This window comes from Streptomyces sp. NPDC002623 (assembly GCF_053592635.1).
Genome location: NZ_JBSFWB010000013.1, coordinates 73,691 through 96,640, shown reverse-complemented (window position 1 = coordinate 96,640; position 22,950 = coordinate 73,691). Strand labels below are relative to the sequence as shown.

Here is a 22,950-nt window from a genome sequence, read left to right as displayed (position 1 = left end):
ATGAGCGGTGGATGGCGAAGGCGGGGGCGTCGGGGGAAGGCGGAGCAGCAGCCCGAGCCCGCGGAGCCGGAGAGCCTCGGGACCGGGGAACTCGGCGAGGGCGTCTCGTACAGCATCACGAGGCGTGAGCGCGCCGGCGATGTGCCCCTCGTGAACATCGCGCTCACGATGACGCCGGAGGCGAAGGCGCGGTGGACGCTGAGCGCCGCCTACCGGGACCTGGGCGAGACGCATCCCGAAACCCTCACCGCGGCCTACGAGTTGGCCGAGGTGCTGTGGAAGCAGGGGTCCACGGACGAGGCGGTCGAACTGCTCCGCCATGTCGTCGCGGGCCGTCGCAGCGTGGTCGGACACGGCCGGCCCGACACCCTGGCGGCGACGTCGTTCCTGGCGCGGGCGCTGGAGCAGCTGGGCGAGTTCGCCGAGGCGGAGCAGCTCACCCGGACGGTGTGGGCGGAGTACGTCAGGGCGTCCGCCGCCGCTCACCCGGACGCCCTGACGAACCTCGCCCGGCTCGCTCGCATCGTGGGCCGGCTGAACCGGCCGGCCGAGGCCGAGGAACTGACCCGTCAGGCGCTGGCGGCCCGTGAGCAGGTCCTCGGGCCGGGGCACCGGGACACCCTGGCGAGCCGCAACGACCTGGCAGGGGCGCTGCGTGCGCAGGGGCGGCAGGAGGACGCCGAGCGGCTGTACCGGGAGGTCGCGGAGGACGCCGGGCGGCTGTTCGGCGAGGACGACCCGGTCAGTGTGAGCGCGCGTGCCAACCAGGCCGCCGTCCTCGCCCATCAGGGCCGGTGGGCGGAGGCGGAGCGGCACTACCGGGCCGTCGTCGCACTCCGCTTGCGCAACAACGGGGCGGGCCATGTCGACACGCTGGGCACGCAGTTCAACCTGGCTTCGGTCCTGCACGGCGCAGGCCGTACGGGTGAGGCCGAGGCGCTGATGCGCACGGTGGTGGAGGGGTACTCCGAGGTCTTCGGGGCCGACCATCCCGAAACCGTCTCCAGCATGAGCAACCTGGCCGCGATGGTGCACCGCCGGGGCGACCGGGCGCAGGCGGAGGCGTTGTGCCGCCAGGTGGTCGCCGCGTACGAGCGCCGCTTCGGGCCGGGTGACCCGCGCACCGCCCGGGCCCGGGCGAACCTGCGGCTGGTCGTGGAGGGCGACGCCTGAACGCCGTACGCGACGGTGCGGGTCATACGCCCACGTGGATGTGCGAGGCCCACAGGGACGGGAACCAGGCGTACCGGGTGTGGAGTTCGGCCACCGTCGCGTGCAGCGCGAGCGCCACGTGGTCGTCGTCCGGGTCGTTCTCCGGGTCGCCTGTCGCGTCGCCCGTCGTCGCCCGTGCCGCGAGGGCCTTGTAGAAGGTCGTCGCCAGCTCCGGAGCCAGTTCGTCCCCGACCGGCCACAGGGTGCCCACCACATGCCGGAAGCCCGCCAGTTGGAAGGCGCCGGTGATGTGGACGGCTTCGTCCGCCAGCTCGTGCCGGGTGGACGACGTCGCACACGCCGACAGGTACGCCAGATGGGCGCCGTCGAGGCGCAGGCCCGCGATGTCGGTGACGGTGAGGGGGCGGGTCGCGTGGTCGTGGGTCAGGATGCGGCATGCCGAAGGGTCCTGTGTGTCGGCCACGGCGTGGCAGGCGAAGTGCACGGACCGCGCGTCCCGCAGGGCCTCCAGCACCCGGTCCCTGGTCGCGTTCTCGTTGACGAGCGCGACGGTTCCGCGATGTCCCCGACGGTTCGTCAGATGTCGCCCCACGGCCTGGACTTCGGCGTCCGCGTTCGGCAGGTCCCCCGCCCCCGGGGTGTGCGACATGCCGACGACCAGCTGTTCGGATCCGCCCCGGCGGGTCCCCGTACGCCGTGTCCTCGCGTGATGGAGCGCGGCGACGGTGGAGGTGTACGAGGACGCCACCCGTGCCGGCACGCACCGCTGGTCGTCCGGGGCGGCCCGGGGGCCGTGGTAGCCGGCCGCGTGGAGCGGCAGGAACGCCAACGCCCCTTGCGGGCACCACCACACGCGCGCGGGAGTGCCGTCGGGCCCGGACCGCGGGGGAAGGGCGAGCCGTTCCAGGACCGGTCCGGTGATCGTCTCCCACAGCCACTCCAGTGTCTGCGCGACGCTCTCCTGGCGGGCCAGCCGTTCGTCCAGGCCCTCCGAGCGGTCGGCGGGTGCGCCGACCGCGGCGAGGAACCCGGCCACCCTGTGCCGGACCTCCTCGGCGGTGGTCTCCAGCCGCACCACGTCGAGTGCTCCGCCGGCCACGATCAGCGCGTCGCAGCGGATGCTGACGTTGATCACCACGACCGGTCCCGCCCCGGCCTGCCGCACGATCTCCTGTGCGGTCGGTGGGCGCAGGAAGTCCGCCATGCCGGGCAGGGACCGGACCTCGGCCAGGAGCGCGTCCCACTCGGCCTCGCGGGTCCACATCCGCTCGACGGTCTGTCGCTCCCGTGCCGCGGAGTACGTCTCGCCGCCGAGCGGCGCCGGATCCTCCATGTCGCGCAGTCGCACGAATCGTTCGGCCAGCGCGGGCGCGCGTTCCCGCAGCCGCGCCACATCGGTCTCCCGGGACCGCAGCAGACGGCCGAGCAGCACGCCGCGCCCGTGTTCCAGCACCTCCAGGGCCTGTTCGGGGCGGCCGGCCTCCAGCGCGTACGCGGCCGCCTCGGCCGCCAGGCCGTGCTCGCGGGCCAGGACGTACTGCTGGTCCGTGCGGTCCAGGTCGCGTGCGGCCAGCCGCGGCAGCAGCCGCACCGCCTCCGTCAGCCAGTGGCGCGCCGCCTCCCAGTCGTGCCGGGTGCCGCACACCTGCCCGAGCGTGCCCCGGGCGTGCAGGCGCTCGCCGACCGGCGCGGTGCGTACCTCGACCGACGCCCGTGCCACCTCGAAGGCCTCCGCCAGGAGACGCTCGTCGCCCGTCGCCAGGAAGAGTGCGTGCAACGCCTCGGCGAGCGCGGTGCGCGGGGAGATCTGTGCCGGGTGATTCGCCGGGTAGCCGGCGACGAGCGTGCGCAGCACCTCGACGCACTCCGCCAGATCGGCGTCGTCCCCCCGGGCCTCGGCTCGGGACCGCAGTGCCTCGGCCAGTTGGAGGAGGGTGATCCGGCCGTTCCCGGAGTCGCCCGGCCACAGGGCGAGCACCTGGCGGAACAGGCCCACCGCCTCGTCGAGGTCCGCGGTGCCGACGCCCTCGGCGTCATGGCGCAGCCGCAGCAGAAGTCCGAGGCCGCCCAGCAGGAACCGCCGTTGGGACGCCCCGGGCGGACACGCGGCGACCGCAGCGCGCTGTGTCTCGACGGCCTCGTGCAGGTGCGGTCGGTGGCCGGTGTGCTCGTAGCGGGCGCGCTGGGCGCTGCTGAGGCCGGACAGCAGCGCGGGGACGTTCGACGAGTGCGGCGGCAGCACGGCCAGGGCCCGCTGGAGGTGATCGACGCACCGGTCGAGGTCGCCGAGGTCGTGGCGGTCCACGAACCGCTGGAGCAGGTTCTGGCCCAGGGACCCGTGCAGGGCCGCGAAGTTGAGGCTCTCCGGGGAGGCGTGTCCGACGGCGTCCCGCTGGAGTTCGATGGCCTGGTCCAGGTCGGCCGCGTCGCCGGTGCGCTCGTGACGGTGGGCGAGTTGGACGGCGAGCACCGAGGCGGCGGCTCCGGCGTTCTCCGCGGAGCCCTCGTCCGCCCCGAACACGTCGAGAGCGGCGCGAAGTCGGGCGATCGCCGACTCGAGGTCGGCCGGATCGTCCGTGAGGCCGTACCGGCTCGCGTGGGCCTGGCCCAGTTCGAGCAGGGGCACCCCGCGGTTCAGGTCGTCGCGGGGAAGCGTCCGCACGCTCTCCTGCAGGGCCCGCACGGCCCAGTCGACCCAGTGCACCTGGCCCGAGAACTCGCCGCGCTCCACCGACAGGTCCGCTGCCCGAAGGGTCACCATGAGACGGCTGAAGTCATCGAGGGAGGGTTCCGTCTCGAGGACGTGCCGCAGGAGCATGACCGCCTCGTCCAGTTCTCCGAGAGCGCCGTCGAGCCGGAATCGGTCCACCAGACACCCGGCGAGATTGAAGGCCGACTCCCACGGCAGCGCGCCGCCGTTCCCGAGCGTCTCGTCGCGGGCGCCGCGCAGGATCTCCACCGCCTCGTCCAGCGCCGGCCGCTCCCGCGTCAGGTCGTACCAACTACTCAGGAACGAGGCCAGGTTGACCTGTCGGGAGATCCGCTCAGGGCTTCCGGGCGGCGTTTCGGACAGCGCCCGCCGTTGTGCCGCGACGGCCTGGAGCAGACGTTCCGGCTCCCGACCGATGTCGTACAGCTCCCCCAGAACCTCGGCCAGACCGCCGAGTTCGGTGGCGCGCTCGCCGGGCATCGCGGGCGGGAGCGCCACGCAGCGCGTCAACAGCTCGGCGGCTTCGACGAGTTGTCCGCGCTCCCCGGTTCTGTGATGCAACTGTCGTAGCGCGCGGCCGAGTTCGTAGAGGTAGACCCCTTGGTACGGGTGGCCCTCGGGGGCCAGGTCGAGAGCGCCTCGAAGGTGGTGTGCGGCTCGCCGAAGGGTCGGCAGATCGCGTGTGTGCTCGTACAGTTCGACCTCGACGTGGGCGAGGTTCCTCAGGTGCACATGCCGGTCGGGGCTGCCGTCGGTGGTGGCGTCGACGGCCCGACCGTGCAGGTCCTGGGCCCGCCACAGGGCGGAGACGTCCCCCGTGCGGTGGTAGCGCTCCAGCTCCGACAGGCCCTGACGGTGCAGTTCGCCGACCGACGCCCCGGCGGGCCGCCCACGGCGGGGAACATCACTGCTCATACCGACACCATAGGGTCGCCGGGCCGTCGGGGGCAGGGTGCCTCAACTCCCGGGCGGCGGAGTCGAGTCGAGAGGGTCGGGCGGGTGGACGTACCCATCCGGCGGCGGCAGGCCCTGACGCCAGTGCCGGCACAGCTCCTCCGCAAGGGCCCGTTCCTCCTGGAGGCTGTCGGGCAACGGCAGGTGCAGGGCCGTCAGGAGGTCGAAGCGGTGCAGTTCGAACCCCGCGCGGACGGCGTCGCCGTAGGTGAGGGCCGCCTGTACGGCTCCGTGATACGCGAGTGCGGCCACCGCGGCGGGAACCAGGGCGAGCAGCAGCCACCAGCCCGAGCGGAGCAGCAGCGCCGCGCCGACGAGCGCGGTCACCGCGTGGGTGACGCACAGTCGTGCCGCTCCGTCGAGGGAGTCACGGCAGTCGTCGACCACGGCACGCGCACGGTCCGAGAGCACCGGGTACAGCCGCGGCCAGGCGACCGCGGCGTCCCAGCCGTGGTCCCGGCCCGCCGTGTCGCGCAGGGCCGCCAGGACGTTGCCCAGGGCCGTCGGCCGCACGAGGTGGTCCGGGAGCGGATACCGCCGTCGCAGAGCGGCGGCCGCGGCGCCCGCCCGCTGCACCAGTTCGGCGGACGGCTCCCCCGCCGGCCCGGTCAGCTCGGCGCGTGCCGCCAGCCGTGCCTTGCGTCGACGCTGCAACGCCCGGCCGACGCCGGCGCCGAGCGCATCGGGCCGGCCGCCCTCCAACAGCCGTATGACGGCCAGCTGGAAGGGCTGGAAGACGACGGCGATCACGGTGGTGCCGACGAGGATCCACACCGCCTCCCCGGCGCCCACTTCGGTGGCGGTGCGCCAGGCGCGCCGCAGGGACACGTCCTTCCCGGGCGCCCCCGCCCAGACCAGGAGAAGGATGAACACCGTCGCCGTGTACGTCGGCAGATAGGCCACCGAGAAGAACCTCACGGAGCCGTCGAGCGGCTTGGGGACGGCGGGCCCGAGGCTCACGCGGGGCTCACCTCAGTTCCATCGGTCCGTGTTCGCCGGCCTGGCACACCGGACGGTACCGGTCGTCGTAGAAGGCCGCGTAGGCGTGACTCCCGCACACCGCGCAGCGGAACGCGATCACACTGAACCGGGTCGACTCCCCGGGAGCCGCGGCGCGCACCTCGTCGCCGGAGCCGCGGGTCGGCTGCATCCCCAGGACGGTGCGCAGGTAGGTGCTCGACGTGACCCCGATCTGCACGTCGCCCACGACGATCAGGATCCGGTCCAGGCGCTCTTCCAGGACCAGCAACCGCCCCAAGGCCTCGGCGGCGTCGTTCAGAGCGGTCCCGGCGGGCAGCAACACCCGTGCGGAGCCCTCGACCTCGGCCCGGGGATCCACCAACATCGCGTAGCTCATACGGCGTTGTCGCCCTCCGCATCTGCCACGGCTGCCGCGGCCGACCCACCTTAACGCGGCAGGTCCGGAGGGCCGTCACCGTACCGCCCGCCCCTTCACCGGACGGCGGCCTGCCCGTACGGGATCAGCCGTACGGGTCCCACCAGGCCGTGGTCCTGCCGGGCGACGGCTCCGAAGACCGCCGGCTGGGCGACGCGGAGCCGGTTGACGAGCGGGGTCGCCACCTCGACCTCGATCACGTTGCGGCCGCGCCGCAGCAGCGGGCCGACGTCGACGACCGGGTGGAGCCGGTCGACGGGTGGCGCGCCGACGCCGTTCACGGTGACGCGCACGGTGTCGGAGACCTGGCCGAGTTCCAGGCGGGCCCCGTGCGCCAAGGTCCAGTCGGACGGGAGGTCGATGGTCGTCCGGTAGCGTCCGATGCCCGCGGAGTCGGCCAGTTCCGGGATCCGCGACCAGGGCGCCAGGCTGTCGAGGGTGAGGCTGCGGTGGACGCGTTCGGTTCGGGTCGCCGAGGAGCCGGGGTACCAGTCCTCGACGTCCAACTGCCACCGGCTGGGAGTGATCGGAGCGGGCACGGACGGGATGGTCGTGGTGACGGTACGGCCCGTGGACAGGTGTGTCGTGCAGACGCCCGCACGGTCCGAACGGACCGTCAGTTCCCTTCCGTCGAAGAGCACTTCGGGCGCGTCCGTGGCGAGGGCGTGCGGCCGTGCCCCGTTCCGGTCGCCGAAGAGTCCCGGGCGTCCCAGGGCGACGATCGTCGCCTGGCCGGGCTGAAGGGCGACTCGCACGGTGACCTCGCCGCCGTCCTCGGTGTACCGGGCGATCCGGGTGACCTCGCCCGTCCACGGGTCCAGCAGGTACGGGATCGTCGCCCCGTACCGGGTGCGGCGGGTGTGGCGCAGGGACACCTCGTGGTCGATCGCGGCCACGGGCGGTTTGACCGTCTCGGCGTGCTTGCCGTTGCAGAGGTAGTAGTAGTCGGCGTCCCGGGTGACGCGGTGTGCGTTCAGGAGCGTGGAGGCGGTGGCGTGGCGTACGTCCGGGGTGACTCCGAGCCGGGCGAGGGCGTCGCCCACGGCGGCCTTGTCGGTGACGCGGAGCACGTTGGGCAGGGCGAGGAGACGGGCGAGGAGTCCGCGCAGGCGGTCGGTCTCGCCGTCGTCGGGGATCCCCGGGGTCAGGGCCTGGTCGAAGGCGCCCAGCAGCACGATCGGCAGCCCCGCCTCGGCCAGCCTCAGCAGGCGGCGGGCGTCGGCCGCGGCGAGGGTCGGGGTGGAGCCGTGGAAGAAGTCGCCCTCGACGAAGAGGGCCCGGTAGGCGGGTCCGTCCGGGGCGAGCCGGCCTGCCGACACGGTGGCGCTCGGCAGGTCGAGCAGCGGCCCGCTGAGGAACTGGTGGGTCCAGCCGAGCGGGACGCCGGTCGCGGTGAACCAGGAGGCCCCGATGCCGGTCGCGGCGTAGCCGGTCTGCCGGAAGACGGCGACGTCCGCACGGGCGGTGCCGGACTGGAGCACCCCGTGCACCCGGCCGAGACAGGCGGCGAGATCCGCGATGTGTCGCCAGGTCGGCTGTCGGGGACCCCATGACTCGCCGTAGCCGGGACCGCCGTTGTACGGGCTGAAGGCGGCGAAGCCGGGCCAGCTCGCACCGGGGACGGTGGCGTAGGAGAAGCCGTGGACGACGGTCTGGTTGACGCCGGCCGCGTAGGCCCCGCCCATGGTGCGCAGGAAGCGGTCCCAGGTGGTGCTGTACGCGGAGCCGTTGTACGCGCCCGCCTCGCAGGACAGCACCGTGCGGCCCGCCATGTCCCGGCCGCCGGCGAGGCAGCGGAAGTCGTCGAGGTTCTTGAAGCCGAGGGACTCGCCCTCGGGGCAGTCGAGGATCGCCGCGGACGCGATCGCGTCGGTCTGCAGGCCGTAGGGCTGGGCGCGCAGGGTCATGCCGAGGGAGTGGGCCCAGTCCCGCAGGGCGCGGACGTGGTGACGGTTGAACAGGTCCGAGAACGTCTCCCAGAAGTCGTGCCGGATCTGCCGGGTCAGCTGTGCCTCGAAGGCGAACACCTGGTTGCCGTCGCTCAGGATCAGGGCCGGCAGGTACGGCAGCAGGGGTCGGCCGGTGTGCTTCTCGAAGGCGTCCGGCAGCGCGGACGTCCAGCTCAGGCCGTCCGTCTCCAGCTCCACGGAGTCCTCGAAGAAGGCGCCGCCGGCCGCCTTCAGCAGGCCCCGCAGGACGGGCGTCAGCAGCTCCCGCTCCCAGAAGCCGGTGACGGCGGCGGTGCCGGCCGGGGCGAGATGGTCGACGACATGGGCGGCGGGGGCGGAGTGCGGGCCGGACTCGGGCTGCTGACCGCTGCCGCGCGCCCAGTAGGAGATCAGCGCCCACTCCCCCGCCTCGGGCGCCGTCCAGGTCAGGGCGCCGTCCTCGTCGACGGTGGAGGTCAGGTCGCGGACGCTGGAGAGGTCGAGCCCGGTCTCCTTGCGCGTGGAGTGCGCGGGGTCGACGCGGGCGGCCTGCACGGCGAGGAGCCGCTGCCGGGTGACGCCGGCGGCGGGCGCGTGCACGGGCGGCGGCACCGGCCCCCGATAGGTGGTTCCGCCGCTCAACGAGGCCCGGCCGTGGACGAGTTCCTTCGCGGCGGCCTCGTCGTCCGGGGTGAGGCCGGGGACGGCGACGGGCCAGCTCGGGCCGAGGGTGAGATCGAGGGTGAGGCCCCGTCTCGCGGCGCGGCGCAGGGCGGCCTCGACGCCGTCGCGCCAGGGTCTGCTGCCCCAGCCGTGGTGTGCGGGGTCCAGGACCGACTTGTCCTTGACGCTGTGGTGGACGGCGGCTATCTCGGCGCCGCCGAATCCGGCGTCCGCGATTTCGTCGACCTCGCGGGCGATCTCGTCGGGGTTCACCAGACCGTCCGGCCACCACCAGCGGAACTTGGGGCGGACCGGGCGGGCGGGGTCGGCGAACCAGTCGGCGTCCGTGTCGCGCGCGTCGGCGGCGGACTGCGCGGCCGCCGCGGTCGTCCCGGACGCCAGGGCTCCGACGGTCCCGGCCGCGATGCCCGCCGTCGCCCCGGCGGCGAGGACCGCCCGACGCGACACGCCGTTCCCCTGGGCGAACAGCTCCCGCTCGAACGGTTCCCGCTCGAACGGCTGCTGCGCGGACGGTTCCTGCGCGGACGGTTCCTGCGCGAACGGTTGCTGCATGAGCGCCCCCCGGTGGTCCTGCATGATTTGAATCGTTTCAATCATGGGTGAACGCGGGAACGCTAAGCCCCGGCTCCGACCAGGGTCAAGATCTACGACGTGTCAGCCTGCGCCCGGGACCGTGCCGCCCTTGAGGCGTTCCAGGTCCGAGGGGCGGACCTGGATCACCACGACCGCGATCAGCGCGGCCAGGACCGTGAAGATCGCCGCCATGACGAATGCGGCCGAGACGCCGGCGGTGAGGACCTCGTCCGCCCAGGGGTCGGGAAGCAGCCCGGTGCGTCGGAACTCCAGCCGCTCGGCCGGGGTCGCCTGGGCCAGGAAGTCGGGGATCTGCTTCTCCGCCTCGTTGCGGCTGGCCGTGCCGTACATCGTGACCAGGATGGACAGACCGAGCGAACCGCCCACCTGCTGGGTGGCGTTGAGGAGTCCGGAGGCCGCGCCGGTCTCCAGCGGGGACACGTTGGAGAGCGCCATCAGCGTGAGCGAGACGAACTCCATGCCCATGCCCAGGCTGAAGACGAGCATCGGGCCCAGCACGCTCCCCGCGTACGTGGAGTCGACGTCGGTCAGGGTGAGCCAGGACAGGCCTCCGGCTGCGAGGATCGCGCCCACCACCATGAAGGGCTTGGGGCCGTACGTGGGCAGGAACCGTGAGGCGAGGCCGGCGCCGACTGCGATGACCGCACTGACGGGCAGGAAGGCGAACCCGGCCGCGAGCGGGCTGAAGCCGAGCACGTTCTGCACGAAGAGCGTGAGGAAGAAGAACATGCCGAAGATCGCGGCGGCGAGACACAGCATGATGCCGTAGGTGCCCGCCCTGTTGCGGTCCGCGAACATGTGCAGCGGGGTGATCGGCTGCCGGGACCGCCGCTCGACCAGGATGAACACCGCGAGGACGACGACGGCCGCGACGAACGACGCCACCGTGAGCGCGTCCCGCCATCCTTCCTGCGCGGCTCTGATGAACCCGTACACCAGCAGGACCATGCCCACGGTGGAGGTCAGCGCGCCCGCGATGTCGAAGTGGCCGGGGTGGCGTTCGGATTCCCTGATGTAGCGCGGCGTGGCGAAGGCGATGAGCAGTCCGATGGGGACGTTGACGAAGAGCACCCACCGCCAGTTCAGGTACTCGACGAGGATCCCGCCCGCGAGCAGGCCGATGGCGCCGCCGCCCGCCGAGACCGCGGCGAAGACCCCGAAGGCCCGGTTGCGCTCGGGGCCTTCCTGGAACGTCGTGCTGACCAGGGAGAGCGCGGTCGGCGAGGCGATGGCTCCGCCGACGCCCTGCAGGGCGCGTGCGGCGAGGAGTTGGGCCTCGTTCTGGGCGAGGCCGCCGAGCAGGGAGGCGAGCACGAAGAGCAGCACTCCGAAGATGAACACCCGCCGTCTGCCCAGGATGTCGCCGACCCGGCCGCCGAGGAGCAGCAGGCCGCCGAAGGTCAGTGTGTAGGCGTTGACCACCCACGCCAGGCTGGTGGTGGAGAAGTCCAGGGAGCGCTGGATGTCCGGCAGCGCGATGTTCACGATGGTGATGTCCAGGACCACCATCAGCTGGCACGACGCGATGACGAGCAGCGCCATCGCGTTCCCGCCACCACCCTGTCGGGCGGAGGCCTGGGTCGCTGAAGTCGGCTGCGGAAGGCTGCTCATGGCGTGTCGCCCGCTCGGGGGCGGGCCCTTGGAGAGGTCAGCGGACGGCTGTGCCCACTGTCGGGTCCACCGTTTGACGGTACGCCCGCGGCCGGACCGTCACCACTCGATCATCCGCGGCGCTCGCTCGTCCGCGGCCGGTGTGCGGCGGCGGGGCGTCCGTGCCGTGCCAGGACTCCCCCGTCGTCCTGGCACGGCCCGCGTTCTCGCGGCATGCGCCGCGGTGATCTTCATGGTGCAGGAGAGACGCCCGCTGTGTCGTTGGCGTACCGTCCACGGCTACTTGGCAGAGCGTCCACACCGCCGCACCAGGTCGTGTCCGTGCCGGGCCGGGCGTCGCGGGGCCGGGGCACCCCTGGGGGGGGAGGGACTTCGCGGAGACGACCTACGCCTCGGTCAGCGCCTGTTCGCGCAGTTCGCTGGGCGGGAGGCCGTAGGCGGTGCGGAACGCCCGGGTGAACTGGGCGGCGCGCGGGAAGCCCCACCGGGCGGCGACGGCGTGGATGGGCACGGCGTGCAGCCGGGGGTCGGCGAGGTCGCGGCGGGCCTTCTCCAGTCGCTGGTCCCGGATGTAGGAGGCGACCGTGAGGCCTTCGGCCTGGAAGAGGCGGTACAGATAGCTGCGGGAGATGTGGTGTGCGGCGGCGACCCTGGCGGGGGTCAGCTCCGGGTCGCTCAGATGCCGGCGGATGTACGACTTGGCCTGGAGGGTGAGGGTGCGGCCGTGGGTCTCCGGCAGGAGCCGGAGGTCGGCGTCCACCGCCTGCGCGAAGACGGCCGTGACGAGGTCGACGACCACCGTTCCCAACCGGGGCGCGTCCGAGGGCTGGTAGGGCGAGGTGTCCGCGACCAGTTGGAGGAGGAACTGCGCCAGCAGCGCGCCGATGCCCTCCTGACCCGAGACGCGGCCCCCGACGAAACGGTCGACGCGGTGGCCGGGCACGACCACCAGGGACTGGGGGATCTCGAGGCCGACGACGGTGACCGGGTCGGGGCCGGTGGCGATGTCCCAGGACCGGGAGGAGGAGTTGGTGTGGAAGTCGTTGATCCGGTAGGCCGCCTGCTCCCTGCCCCAGTCGGCGGCCCCCTCGCCCTTCAGCAGGAGGGACAGGTGGTACGTCTCGGGATCGGACTGCCGGACGAGCTTCGGCGTGCGGCGGAAGACCAGGTGGTCGAAGGTGGCGGGCCAGACCGTGACGTCGTCGCCCAGCCCGATCACCCGCTGGTGGCCGCGGTAGTCCGCGGTGCGTTCGCTGGTGAGCTGCATGGGCGCGTGGGTACCGCCCATGCGCTCCGCCCACGCCTCGAACCGCGCGTCCACCGGTAGGTCCGTGGTGCGGAAAACCGATTCGTGCAGCACGGGCAGAGTCAACCACACCGCCTGGACGGGCTCGTTGACGCAGGCGGACGCCACGTTACCGATCAGTCATATTACTGAACCGTAACCTACCGACCGCTACCCGAGGTAACCCACCCCCCGTTACGGTCCTGACAGTTCGTCTAAGAGCGGTGCGGGGCAGCGGTGGACGACCGAGGCTCTGCGCCGCTCGGTCGTCACGGTCCGTACCCCACCGGGCCGTCCGCCACCCGAGCCGCAGACGAAGGCTCGGCCTCCCCCTCACCGGAGGTCCGCCATGCCCACCCCCACCCGCCTGCTCGCCGCAGCCGTCACCGCTGCCGCCTGCCTCGGAGTCACCGCCGTACCCGCAGACGCGACGACCCGGTCGGACGCCGTCGTCTCGCGCGGCGTCACCATCCCCACGTTCTACAACCCGCCCGCCTCGCTTCCGACGGCCGACGGCGCCCTGATCCGGTCCGAACCGCTCCCCCTCGCGTTGAGCCTCCCGGGCATCGACGGACCGCTGCCCGGCACCGCGACCCGCCTGATGTACAAGTCCACGGACTCCGCCGGCCGGCCCATGGCGGTCACCGGCGCGTACCTCGAACCGACGGCCCGCTGGACGGGCAGCGGGCCGCGGCCGCTGGTCGTCGTCGCGCCCGGCACCATGGGCCAGGGCGACCAGTGCGCCGCCTCCCTCGGCCTCGAACACCCGCTCCTCGTCAACGGGGAGACCCTGTCGGTCGGTTACGAGACCCTGGCGATCTACCGCCTCCTCGCCCGGGGCATCGCCGTCACGGTCACGGACTACACCGGGCTGGGCGCGACGGATCGGCTGCACACCTACGTCAACCGGGTGGACGAGGCCCACGCCGTCCTGGACGCCGTCCGCGCGACCCGCTCCCTCGACGGGACGTCGCTCACGGCCGGCTCCAAGGTGGCGCTGTTCGGCTACAGCCAGGGCGGCGGAGCCACGGCCGCCGCCGCCGAACTCCAGCCCTCCTACGCCCCCGACGTCACCCTCTCCGGGACCTACGCCGGGGCGCCGCCCGCCGATCTGGCGGCCGTCACCGAGGCCATCGACGGCAGCGACCTGGCCGGGGCGCTGGGCTGGTCGGTGAACGGCTTCCTGGAGTCCGACCCCGCCCTGAAGCCGATCGCCGACGCCCACCTGAACGCGGCGGGCCGCGCCGCGCTGAAGGACCTGTCGACGATGTGCGTGGGCGACGCGCTGCTCGCCTACAACTCGGCGCACAGCACCGCCTGGACCACGGACGGGCAGTCCATCAGCGACGTCGTCCGGTCGGAGCCGGCGCTCAAGGCGTTCCTGGCCGACCAGCGCATCGGCGCCCTCGAACCGACGTCTCCGGTACGGGTGGCGACCGGCACCGCCGACGACCTGGTGCCGCACGCACAGGCCCGCGCCCTCGCCGTGGCCTGGTGTGCCAAGGGCGCCGACGTCACCTACAAGCCGGTGATCCTGCTGCCCCTGGGCCGGGCCCTGATCAACCACTTCACGCCGTTGCTCGTCGACCAGGGCGATGCGATCTCCTGGCTGACCGACCGGCTCGACGGCAAGCCCGCGAACTCCAACTGCTCCACGCTGCCGCTGCTGCCCTGACCTCAGGGGCGCCGCTCACACGGCCACGGTCACGGCCGGCGTCCGGGCCCGGCGCGCCTTCGTGTACCCGGCCGCCGCGGCGAGGGCGCCGGCTCCGCCGGCGAAGACGACGATGAGCGCGTTCGTCCGGTCGTAGCCGCCGCTGCTCTCGTAGGTGGTGCCGTCGTCGAGTACACAATCGAAGCCCGGCGGGAAGTAGGAGGCCCGGTGCGTGACGAGGTGTCGGCGGATCTCCGCCGGCACCTCCTCGCCGCGGCAGGCGGGTGCGGGGGACGAGTCCGCGCCGGACCGGGACTCGTGCTCGGCGAACGCCACCGCTCCGGCTCCCAGCAGGTAGCAGCCGACGGCCGCCACTGCGGCCATCTTCGCCGACCAGCGCAGCAGGTCCACGGCCCAGTCCGGCCGCCTGCCGGGCAGGGCGACGGAGACGAGCTTGACGACGATCGCGATGCACCAGACGGGGACCGCCAACAAGGTTGCCATTCCTGACAGGGCCAACACGGCTGGGGCACACCTTCCGTCGGGCGCCGCGCGATCGGTGTCGTGCGTCGCGGCATGCGCCGATCTTGGACGGAAGGCGAGCTCCCCAGCCGTGACGGAGGCCACAAGTCCGCGTCACAGGCATGTCACAGTGACGCGGCGGCGCTCTCAGCCGAGGTGGTAGCTGTCGCCGTACACCTTCCAGTCCAGCGGCGTGTCGAGGTTGAGGTTGCCCTTGGCCAGGAACACGCGCTGGGCGGTGTCGACGCGGCTGGTGTCGCTGTGCGCCTCCTCCTGCTTCATGGCCCAGACCCGGGCGTCGAGGAAGGCGTTCAGGTACGCCGTCTCGCCGCCGCCCTGGGCCGGCGGCTTCGCCTTGGCCAGCGCACGCTTGCGGATGCTGCGGAAGCTGGTCGGGTCGGTGCCGTCGCCGTGCATGACGATGGCGTCGTAGTACACGAACTGGCCCAGGACGCCCAGGCCGTCCGTCTTGCCCTGGCTGACGGCCGGGTTGAAGTAGACGCGGTCGCGTTCGTCGTTCTGGGCCTGCTGGAACACCGTGTCCTGGGCGGCCTTGCGCCAGTCCTTGGGGTAGTTCGGGTCGAGGCCGGCGTGCGAGTCGGTGCCGTCGACCGCGCGCAGGGCGGGCAGGTATTCGGCAAGGACGTTGCCGGGCTTGCGGGCGGCGTAGAGCTCCACGAGGTCGAGCATGTCGCCGGTGCCGGAGCAGAAACCGATGATGCCGGCGGTGTAGCCGCGGCCGTCGCCGATGTCCTCGATGTACTGGTACTGGGCCTTCCAGTCGAGCGAGGAGTTCTCCGCGCTCGACACCAGCTTCATGGCGATCTCCTTCTTCGCCGGATCGTCGAGGCCCTTCGCCTTTGCGGAGGTCGCCGCGCCCGCGCTCTGCGCGTCCAGGAGCGGGACGGCCGCCAGGGCGCCGGCGACGGCTCCGGTCAGGGCGAGGAAGACCCGACGGGAGGTGCGGGTGGAGGCGTGGGTGGGGGTGGGGCCGTCGACCGGCCGGGATATGTGCGCCACAGGGGCTCCAGACGAGGAGTGGGGGGTGGGGTGACTTCCGTGTTGCGACCGAGTTCTGACTGACAGGAAAGTTTCCTATCAAGCGCAGACGACAGAAGTAACCCTGTCGAAGTCATGTTCGTGCGATCGAACAAAGATCCGCCGCGCCGCGGGTCAGGCTAGAGCAGGCGGATCATCAGAAACACGAAGAAACCAATGAGTCCGATATGAAAAACGGCCATGCAGATCCACTGGGACACAGGCATACGCCAGGCCGTCGACTCGAGGATCTCCCACTCGCTCACCGCGAAGGCGGCCAGCACCAGGCCGAGCACCTCCCACAGCACGATCCACCAGCCGGACGGACTCGCCCCCAACGTGCCGTCGATCGCGGCCGGAATGCGCGTCGCGCGATTCAACAGGAAGAGGCCGATCAGGAGTTTTCCCCAGCCATGACGGGCTTCGGGTGCGGCAGTTGCGCGTGCGGCGGGCGTGGCAGGCGTGAATCCGGTCGACATTCGCACATTTGATCACCCTCTCGCGCCAAAGGCACGCCCTACCCGCCCGCTCCCCCGGCTGCGGGATCCCTTTACGTCGGTGTCATGTCCCTGTAACTTCCGTTCGCAAGCCCTTTCAGGAAGTTGCCGGTTCTGCTTTCAAGGCGACTCCCTCCTTCACCGCCCGTACCGGGAGAGGCCATGAGGCGCGCACCGAAGACATCCCGCAGACGCAGGCCGCCACGTCCGCTCGCCGCCGCCCTGGCGGCGGCCGGGCTGTTCGCACTGGTCGCGGCACCGTCCGAAACCGAACCCGTTTCCCTGCAGCCGACCGCCGCCGCCGCGTCGAACACGGCGACCGTCTTCTACTACACGAAGACGAAGAACTGGCCGGCCACCTACCTGCACTACGCCCCCGACGGCGGCGCCTGGACCACCGTCCCCGGGGTCCTGATGGAGACCGCCTGCACCGACTGGGTGAAGCAGAGCGTCGATCTCGGCTCCGCCGCCGGTCTGCAGGCCACGTTCAACAACGGCAGCGGCACCTGGGACAACAACGGCGGCAACAACTACGCGCTGGGTACCGGGACGATCACCGTCAAGGACGGGGTGATCGCCCACAGCGACCCGTGCGCCGACACCGGCTCGGGATCGGGCAACCAGGCGACCGTCTACTACTCGACGGCGGCGACCGGTTGGACCACCGCCAACATCCACTACGCGCCGGCCGGCGGCTCCTGGACCACCGTCCCCGGCGTCGGCATGGAGAGCGCCTGCACCGGCTGGTGGAAGCGGACGCTGGACATCGGCACGGCCACGTCCCTCAAGGCCGCCTTCAACAACGGCAACGGCGTCTGGGACAACAACAACAGCGCCGACTACACGATCCCGCTCGGCACCACGACCGTGAAGGACCGCACGGTCACCTCAGGCGCCGCGAACCCGTGCGCGACCGAGCCGCCCGACACCGAACCGCCGACCGCGCCCACCGGTGTCACGGCCTCCGCCACCGGCACGTCCGTCGTGGTCGGCTGGGCCGCGGCCACCGACAACAAGGGCGTGACGAAGTACCAGGTCACACGTACCGGCGGCAGCTCGGGAACCGTGGTCACGGATGTCGCCTCGACGGTGTTCTCCGACACGGGCCTTGAGGAGAAGACCGCCTACACGTACACGGTGAAGGCGGTCGACGCGGCCGGGAACACCTCGACGGCCTCCGCCGCGGCGACCGCGACGACCGGTGAGCGCGACCCGGCCCCCGCGTCCGGCACCCCGCTGGGCACCGATCCGCGCAAGGACCCCATCTACTTCGTCCTCACCGCCCGCTTCTACGACGGCGACACGAGCAACGACCGCGGCGGCAGCCAGCACACCAAGTCCGGAAACGCGGCCAACAACGACCCGATGTTCCGCGGGGACTTCAAGGGCCTGGTCGAGAAACTCGACTACATCAAGGCCCTCGGCTTCTCGGCGGTCTGGATCACGCCGGTCGTCCTCAACCGCTCGGACTACGACTACCACGGCTATCACGGCTACGACTTCTACAAGGTCGATCCGCGTCTGGAGTCCGCCGGCGCCTCCTACCAGGACCTGATCAACGCGGCCCACGCCAAGGGCATGAAGATCTACCAGGACGTCGTCTACAACCACAGCTCGCGCTGGGGCGCCAAGGGCCTGTTCACCCCCACCGTGTACGGCGTGCGGGACACCCAGTGGAGCTGGTACTACGACGAGAAGGCCGAGGGCTTCGAGTACGACGGCCTGACCGTGGAGCCCAAGTCCGGGAAGTCGTACTACAACGGCGACCTGTGGTCGACGGCCGAGCCGACCGGCAACACCTGCCTGAACTGGGGCACGCCCACGGGCGGCAAGAGCGCCGAGGGGTACACCCTCTACAACTGCCAGTGGCCGAGCCCCACTTCGGGCATGTTCCCGAAGGCGTACTACCACCGGTGCTGGATCGGCAACTGGGAGGGCGAGGACTCCCGGTCCTGCTGGCTGCACGAGGATCTCGCCGACTTCGACACGGAGTCGACGCCCGTGCAGAACTACCTCATCGGCGCCTATGACAAGTACATCGACATGGGCGTGGACGGCTTCCGGATCGACACGGCCGTGCACATCCCGCGCGTCACCTGGAACCGTCGTTTCCTGCCCGCCGTCTACGAGCGGGTCACAGCCCGGTTCGGCGCGGACGCGGCGCGGAACTTCTTCGTCTTCGGCGAGGTCGGCGCGTTCGTCAACGACAAGTGGAACCGCGGGTCCGTGAACCACTCGGCGCAGTTCTTCACATGGAAGGAGCGCAAGGAGTACAGCGCGGACGACGAGGTCGCGGCCCTGGAACAGTTCACCTACGAGAACAACCTGGGCACCGGCAACCAGCCGACCTCGGCCAACGCCTTCCTGAGCGGCAACAGTTACCACACGCCCGACCGCAGCCAGTTCTCCGGCATGAACATCATCGACATGCGCATGCACATGAACTTCGGCGACGCGCAGAACGCCTTCAGCAACGGCAAGGACTCCGACGACAGCGTCAACGACGCCACCTACAACGTGGTCTACGTGGACAGCCACGACTACGGCCCGAACAAGTCGAGCACGCGCTACAGCGGCGGCACCGACGCCTGGGCCGAGAACATGGCGCTGATGTGGACCTTCCGCGGCATTCCGACGCTGTACTACGGCTCGGAGATCGAGTTCCAGAAGGGCAAGCAGATCGACTGCGGGCCGAGCTGTCCGCTGGCGTCCACCGGGCGCGCGTACTTCGGCGATCAGCTGGCCGGTTCCGTCACGGCGTCCGACTTCGGCACGGTCGCGAGTGCGAGCGGCACGGTGGCCACCACCCTCGCCCAGCCGCTGGTCAAGCACCTCCAGCGGCTCAACCAGATTCGCCGTGCGGTGCCGGCCCTGCAGATGGGCCAGTACTCGACCGACGGGATCAGCGGCGGTATGGCGTTCAAGCGCCGTTACACCAGCGGGAGCACGGACAGCTTCGCCCTGGTGACCGTGACCGGCGGGGCGAGCTTCACCGGCATCCCGAACGGCACCTACACCGACGCCGTCACCGGTGATGTGAAGAGCGTCTCGAACGGCTCCCTGACGGTGTCCGCTCCCGGCAAGGGCAACCTGCGGGTGTACGTGCTGAACGGACCCGGAAAGGTGGGCGTCGACGGGCCCTATCTGAAGTAGCGCCGCATACGGCCACGGCCACGATCACAGTCACCGCCGCGGCCGTGGACGCGGCCGCATCCACGGCCGCTCATGGGATGTCGCCCCGCCAGTCGAAACGGCGGTCGTCGGCGCCGCGTCGCTCGTACAGGGCGCGGCCGCCGGGCCCGTAGCGGCCTATCTCCGTGGTCAGCGCCACCTCACGCAGTTCGTGGGCGGAGCGGTCCGTGACGTCCAACAGCAGCCCGTCCAGCGGGCCGCCCACCAGTTGGGCGTACACGCGGTCCGGGCGGGGACCCGCGTCGTCGTGATCGGCGCCGTAGACCCGGCCCCGCAAGAACTCAACCTCGTCCATGACCAGCAGCTTGTCACCCACCACTGACAACGGCCCGCCGCGCGGCCCGGCGGGGGCATCTTCGGCCAAGGCCGTGGCGGAAAAGCGGCGTACGGGCGCAATCCCCGTCGGGGCGGGTATCCACCCGGTACACGTCGTTGTGCACGGGCTGGGGGGAGCCGACCCTGATGGCACGCACGCGGGAGCAGGGGGAGGCGCAGGCGCAAGGCGGCGAGTCGGCGGGGGACCGGCGCCGTCGGACGGTGCGTGAGCTGCGCGCGGCGGGGCGCTACGGGCCCCGGTTGCGTGAGGTGCTGCCGGCCCTCGCCGCTCTGGTCGTCGTCGGATGCGGCGCGGTCGCGGGACTCGCGCTGGTCTCCCGGAGGTTCGGCGGGCCGGCCTGTGCGCTGCTCCTCGTGCCGCTCACGGTCGTGGCCGTCGTTCTGCTCCGTCGGTCCCGGCGGCCGAACCGGCGGCGGGGCGGCTACTACACCGCCGAGGAGCTGGCGGAGCTGGACATGCCCGCGCTGGTGGTCGCCGTGGCCCGGATGCTTCGGCGGGACGGCTGGCGGGTGCTGCCGCCGTCGCGGCACGACGCCCTTCATCTCGCCGCCCGCGACGGCCGGGGGCGGCTGCTCGACGTGGCGTTCCGTCCGGTGGCCGAGCCGTTGCCCGACGAGGAGTCGGCCTGTTCCTGCCGGGCGCGGGTGCTGGCGCGGGGCCGGACCGGTCCCCCGCTGCGGTTGGTGGTGCACCGGGGCACGTTCACCCACCGGGACGAGGTGTGGGCATCGCGCGAGGCCCACACGTATCTGATCGACGGCCCGCGGCTGCGACTGTGGGCGCACGGCACGCCCTTGGCCCAGCTCGCGGGCGGGGTCGTCCCCGCGCCCAGGCGGGCCTGAGTCCCGCAGCCCTCCGGCCCCGCCTGTCGTGCGTGCCCCCGGGTGCCTGACGAACGCCGCCCGGGCCTGGCGGGCCCGGGCGGCGCTGTGGGACGGACTGCGATCAGGGGGTGAGCTGCCAGCGCTGGATGTAGCCCACGTCGATCGACGCACGGTCCTGGACCCGCAGCTTCCAGGTGCCGTTGAGGGGCTGGGCGGAGGCGTCGACCGTGAAGGTCTGGTCGACGTTGTCGGCGGAGCCGCCGGTGCGGTTGAGGAGCGAGTAGACCGTGCCGTTGGGGCCGACCAGGTCGACGGTCAGGTCACCGCGGTAGGTGTGGACGATGTTGACGTACACCGAGGCGGTGGCGGAGGCGTTCCCGTCACGGCCCGCGATGGTGATCGGGGACTCCACGGCGGCGCCGTTGTCCGGGATGTCCACCCGGGTGCTCGTGGCGTAGACGTACGCGATCCGCCAGCTGAAGGCCTCCGTGACGGACGCGCCCGTGCTGTCGGTGACCTTGACGGTGACGTCGCTGGTGCCGAGGGTCGTGGGCGTGCCGGAGATCAGCCCGCTCGCGCTGAGGCTCAGGCCGTCGGGCAGCCCGGTCGCCTCGTAGGTGAGGCCGGAGCCGCTGTTGGTGGTGTACGCGTCCACCTGCAGGCTGACGTCCTGGCCGACGCCGCTGGTCTGGTCGGCGATCGGGGCGACGTTGACGCCGAGGGCTATCCGGCTGCCGACGTTGATGCCGGCCCAGGCGTCGGCGACGGCGAGGTAGGTGGGGCTGTAGGCGCCGAACAGGTCGGTCGCCGCCTGGAGGGTGGCGGTACGCGCGCCCGCGTAGTTGGTCGACGAGGTCATGTACGTCGTCAGCGCCCGGTACCAGATGGCGGCGGCGTTCTCGATGCCGATGCCGGTGACGGCCTGGCCGTCGGAGGTCGGGCTGTCGTAGGCGACGCCGTTGACGGTCTTGGCGCCGCTGCCCTCGGAGAGCAGGTAGAAGAAGTGGTTCGCGGGGCCCGAGGAGTAGTGGACGTCGATGCTGCCCAGCGTGGAGCTCCAGCTGTCGCGCGAGGAGCCGTCCTTGGAGGGCTTGTCCATGTAGCGCAGCGGGGTGCCGTTGCCGTTGATGTCGATCTTCTCGCCGACGAGGTAGTCGCCGGGGTCGGCGGCGAGGCCCGAGTGGAACTCGACGGCGGCGGCGAAGATGTCGGAGGTCGCCTCGTTGAGGCCGCCGGACTCACCCGAGTAGGTGAGGTTGGCGGTGGCGGCGGTGACGCCGTGGCTCATCTCGTGGGCGGCCACGTCGAGGGCGGTCAGTGGGTGGGTGTTGCCCGAGCCGTCGCCGTAGGTCATGCAGAAGCAGCTGTCCTGCCAGAACGCGTTGACGTAGTTGCTGCCGTAGTGGGCGCGGCTGTAGGCGGCGACGCCGTCGTTGCGGATGCCGTTGCGGCCGTACACGTCCTTGTAGTAGTCCCAGGTGGCGGAGGCGCCGAAGGCCACGTCGACACCGGCGGTCTGCCGGTTGCCCGGGGTGCCGTCGCCCCAGACATCGTTGTCGTCCGTGAAGAGGGTGCCGGTGCCCGAGGTGCCCTGGTTGAGGTCGTAGGTGCGCTGGTTCGCGCGGGCGGGGTCGACGAGCTGGTACGTCGATCCCGACAGGGTCGTGCCGAGCGGGACCGTGCCGCTGTACTGGCCGGTGCCGGTGCCGGTGTGCACCTTCTCGGCGGCGAGCAGCTGCTTGCCCGTGCTCGCGTCGGTGACGACCTGGAGTTCGCTGGGGGTGCCGTCCTGCTGGACGCCCTCGACGACCGTCTCCCAGGCCAGGACGGACCTGGTCGGGCCGGCCCAGACCACGAGTCGGGGCGCGCGCTCGGCCGCGGCGCCGGTGACCTCGGCGCTCTTCGCGGCCGCGAGGGCCTTGCCGCCGGCGCTCGACGCGGAGAGCTTCGGGGTGAGGGACGCCGGGGCGAGCGTCGCGTCCGTGGCCTTGGACACGGTGGTCCGGCCGCTCTTGAGGTGGACGACGAGGTCGCCGCCGAGGACGGGCAGTCCGGCGTAGGTGCGCTCGTAGCGGGTGTGCGTGGTGCCGTCGGCGTCCTGGACGACGTCCTTCACGACGAGCTTTTCCTGGGCGCCGAGGGCGAGGCGCTGGGCCGTGGCGCCGGACGTGCTCTGCGCGCTCTTGATCAGTGAGGCGCGCAGGGCCGGTGACAGGGGCGTCGCGGCGGCGCCGGCGCGCGGGGTGGCGGTGAGGGTGGACGGGCCGGGGTCGGCGGGCACCGCGCCGGCGGTGCCGGTGGGGGCGCCCAGGGCCAACAGGGTGCCGATGGCCGTCAGTGCGATGGCGGTGGCGCGTCTGCGCCGGATGGTGGGACGGGGTCGCCGGGGCAACGGGTTCTCCTTCAGTGCGACGGTCGGCCGGTGATGGCGGCCGAGGTGGGGGCGGACCGACGGGGTGGGGCCGGTCCGGAGCGCTGCACGGCAGGCGGGTGGAAGGAGGTGGGGGGTGAATGGGGGGATGCCCCGCATGATGCGGGTGTGAAGGAATGG

The 22,950-nt window shown here is 71.9% G+C and carries 15 protein-coding genes; 4 read left to right on the top strand and 11 right to left on the bottom strand.

All coding sequences use genetic code 11. The features are described 5' to 3' along the window. Complete coding sequence (locus ACWD4O_RS24170; RefSeq protein WP_451282716.1) at window positions 1–1,173, top strand: tetratricopeptide repeat protein; 1,173 nt, start codon at window positions 1–3, stop codon at window positions 1,171–1,173. A 22-nt stretch (window positions 1,174–1,195) separates the two neighbouring features. Here the strand turns inward: ACWD4O_RS24170 and ACWD4O_RS24165 are convergent, their stop codons facing one another. From ACWD4O_RS24165 to ACWD4O_RS24140, 6 genes are all read right to left on the bottom strand, one after another. Continuing rightward, on the bottom strand, window positions 1,196–4,798 hold the full coding sequence (locus ACWD4O_RS24165; protein WP_451282714.1) for a CHAT domain-containing protein: 3,603 nt from the start codon (window positions 4,796–4,798) through the stop codon (window positions 1,196–1,198). Window positions 4,799–4,840: 42 nt separating this feature from the next. Further along, window positions 4,841–5,797, bottom strand: coding sequence for a hypothetical protein (locus tag ACWD4O_RS24160; protein WP_451282712.1), 957 nt, complete (start codon window positions 5,795–5,797; stop codon window positions 4,841–4,843). A 7-nt stretch (window positions 5,798–5,804) separates the two neighbouring features. Beyond that, window positions 5,805–6,194 (bottom strand): hypothetical protein, encoded by a 390-nt coding sequence (locus tag ACWD4O_RS24155; RefSeq protein ID WP_451282710.1) that lies wholly within the window; start codon window positions 6,192–6,194, stop codon window positions 5,805–5,807. Between the two features lie 95 nt (window positions 6,195–6,289). Then, a complete protein-coding gene (locus tag ACWD4O_RS24150) occupies window positions 6,290–9,421 on the bottom strand; it encodes a glycosyl hydrolase (protein ID WP_451282709.1) in 3,132 nt (1,043 codons plus the stop codon). Between the two features lie 78 nt (window positions 9,422–9,499). Further along, window positions 9,500–10,981: an MFS transporter gene (locus ACWD4O_RS24145; protein ID WP_451282938.1), complete on the bottom strand. Its 1,482-nt coding sequence runs from the start codon at window positions 10,979–10,981 to the stop codon at window positions 9,500–9,502. Window positions 10,982–11,435: 454 nt separating this feature from the next. Beyond that, entirely contained in the window at window positions 11,436–12,410 is a 975-nt protein-coding gene (locus ACWD4O_RS24140; protein WP_451282936.1) for a helix-turn-helix transcriptional regulator, read from the bottom strand. Between the two features lie 274 nt (window positions 12,411–12,684). Here ACWD4O_RS24140 and ACWD4O_RS24135 point away from each other — a divergent pair, with 274 nt between their 5' ends. Continuing rightward, window positions 12,685–14,010, top strand: a complete 1,326-nt coding sequence (locus ACWD4O_RS24135) for a lipase family protein (RefSeq protein ID WP_451282707.1) — start codon at window positions 12,685–12,687, stop codon at window positions 14,008–14,010. Between the two features lie 15 nt (window positions 14,011–14,025). On the opposite strand, the gene ACWD4O_RS24130 is transcribed toward ACWD4O_RS24135, so the two are convergent. The 3 genes from ACWD4O_RS24130 to ACWD4O_RS24120 all read right to left on the bottom strand — a co-directional run bounded on the left by ACWD4O_RS24130 (window position 14,026) and on the right by ACWD4O_RS24120 (window position 16,028). Continuing rightward, window positions 14,026–14,493, bottom strand: coding sequence for a hypothetical protein (locus tag ACWD4O_RS24130; protein WP_451282706.1), 468 nt, complete (start codon window positions 14,491–14,493; stop codon window positions 14,026–14,028). 165 nt (window positions 14,494–14,658) lie between these two features. Next, on the bottom strand, window positions 14,659–15,531 hold the full coding sequence (locus ACWD4O_RS24125; RefSeq protein ID WP_451282704.1) for a chitosanase: 873 nt from the start codon (window positions 15,529–15,531) through the stop codon (window positions 14,659–14,661). Between the two features lie 158 nt (window positions 15,532–15,689). Beyond that, entirely contained in the window at window positions 15,690–16,028 is a 339-nt protein-coding gene (locus ACWD4O_RS24120; RefSeq protein WP_451282702.1) for a hypothetical protein, read from the bottom strand. A 180-nt stretch (window positions 16,029–16,208) separates the two neighbouring features. On the opposite strand from ACWD4O_RS24120, the gene ACWD4O_RS24115 reads away from it, so the two are divergent. Then, window positions 16,209–19,199: a carbohydrate binding domain-containing protein gene (locus tag ACWD4O_RS24115; protein ID WP_451282700.1), complete on the top strand. Its 2,991-nt coding sequence runs from the start codon at window positions 16,209–16,211 to the stop codon at window positions 19,197–19,199. 70 nt (window positions 19,200–19,269) lie between these two features. Here ACWD4O_RS24115 and ACWD4O_RS24110 read toward each other — a convergent pair whose 3' ends face one another. Further along, window positions 19,270–19,533, bottom strand: coding sequence for a hypothetical protein (locus tag ACWD4O_RS24110; protein ID WP_358804896.1), 264 nt, complete (start codon window positions 19,531–19,533; stop codon window positions 19,270–19,272). Between the two features lie 167 nt (window positions 19,534–19,700). Between ACWD4O_RS24110 and ACWD4O_RS24105 the strand changes: the two genes are divergently transcribed. Further along, entirely contained in the window at window positions 19,701–20,417 is a 717-nt protein-coding gene (locus ACWD4O_RS24105) for a hypothetical protein (RefSeq protein WP_451282698.1), read from the top strand. A gap of 103 nt (window positions 20,418–20,520) precedes the next feature. Here ACWD4O_RS24105 and ACWD4O_RS24100 read toward each other — a convergent pair whose 3' ends face one another. Then, a complete protein-coding gene (locus ACWD4O_RS24100) occupies window positions 20,521–22,791 on the bottom strand; it encodes a M4 family metallopeptidase (RefSeq protein WP_451282697.1) in 2,271 nt (756 codons plus the stop codon). Window positions 22,792–22,950: the final 159 nt, after the last annotated feature.

What these genes read in the sequence shown, in the direction of transcription:
- ACWD4O_RS24170 (WP_451282716.1), top strand. Translation starts at nt 1, where the DNA reads ATGAGCGGTGGATGGCGAAGGCGGGGGCGTCGGGGGAAGGCGGAGCAG.
- ACWD4O_RS24165 (WP_451282714.1), bottom strand. Translation starts at nt 4,798, where the DNA reads ATGAGCAGTGATGTTCCCCGCCGTGGGCGGCCCGCCGGGGCGTCGGTC.
- ACWD4O_RS24155 (WP_451282710.1), bottom strand. Translation starts at nt 6,194, where the DNA reads ATGAGCTACGCGATGTTGGTGGATCCCCGGGCCGAGGTCGAGGGCTCC.
- ACWD4O_RS24150 (WP_451282709.1), bottom strand. Translation starts at nt 9,421, where the DNA reads ATGCAGGACCACCGGGGGGCGCTCATGCAGCAACCGTTCGCGCAGGAA.
- ACWD4O_RS24145 (WP_451282938.1), bottom strand. Translation starts at nt 10,981, where the DNA reads ATGGCGCTGCTCGTCATCGCGTCGTGCCAGCTGATGGTGGTCCTGGAC.
- ACWD4O_RS24135 (WP_451282707.1), top strand. Translation starts at nt 12,685, where the DNA reads ATGCCCACCCCCACCCGCCTGCTCGCCGCAGCCGTCACCGCTGCCGCC.
- ACWD4O_RS24130 (WP_451282706.1), bottom strand. Translation starts at nt 14,493, where the DNA reads ATGGCAACCTTGTTGGCGGTCCCCGTCTGGTGCATCGCGATCGTCGTC.
- ACWD4O_RS24120 (WP_451282702.1), bottom strand. Translation starts at nt 16,028, where the DNA reads ATGTCGACCGGATTCACGCCTGCCACGCCCGCCGCACGCGCAACTGCC.
- ACWD4O_RS24115 (WP_451282700.1), top strand. Translation starts at nt 16,209, where the DNA reads ATGAGGCGCGCACCGAAGACATCCCGCAGACGCAGGCCGCCACGTCCG.
- ACWD4O_RS24110 (WP_358804896.1), bottom strand. Translation starts at nt 19,533, where the DNA reads ATGGACGAGGTTGAGTTCTTGCGGGGCCGGGTCTACGGCGCCGATCAC.
- ACWD4O_RS24105 (WP_451282698.1), top strand. Translation starts at nt 19,701, where the DNA reads ATGGCACGCACGCGGGAGCAGGGGGAGGCGCAGGCGCAAGGCGGCGAG.